Origin of the sequence: Anaerotignum faecicola, from assembly GCA_024460105.1 — a bacterium.
GTDB lineage: Bacteria > Bacillota > Clostridia > Lachnospirales > Anaerotignaceae > JANFXS01.
The window spans coordinates 1-383 of the sequence record JANFXS010000618.1 but is presented as its reverse complement, the minus strand read 5'-3'; the positions used below and the strand labels follow the sequence as shown (position 1 = coordinate 383).

General features: G+C 47.3%; 1 protein-coding gene. It reads right to left on the bottom strand.

Going from position 1 to position 383, the window contains the following annotated elements:
* The coding region (locus tag NE664_15665; protein MCQ4728071.1) for a TPM domain-containing protein at positions 1–214 on the bottom strand (214 nt) is incomplete at its 3' end.
* Positions 215–383 lie beyond the last annotated feature (169 nt).

Sequence of the window (383 nt, the reverse complement as noted above, 5' to 3'; positions counted from 1 at the left end):
CCATGGAACTCTTCTCCGTTTCCCCAAACAGTCCTGCTTCATCGAAAACCCTCTTCTCTCCGGCCGCCAGATCAGATTTCCCGGAGGCATAAGCCGTAAATCCGCTGACGGCACCGGCCAGGAAAACAGCCATGAAAGCTAACAGCAGAAGCCGAAGCAGCAGACTATCCTTTGTTATGTATGCGGATATCCTGTTTCTTTGTCGTCTTATCATATCAGATACCCCATCAGAAGCATAAATATCAGGACCGGGAAGAATATCTCAGCAAACAGAATCAACAATTTTCTCCTGTCGACCGGAAGTTTTCCACAGACTTTTCCCGTTTGTCCATTGACGGTAAAATAGTACATCTCGTTTTTGGCCTGGTCGTGATAGGTAAGCG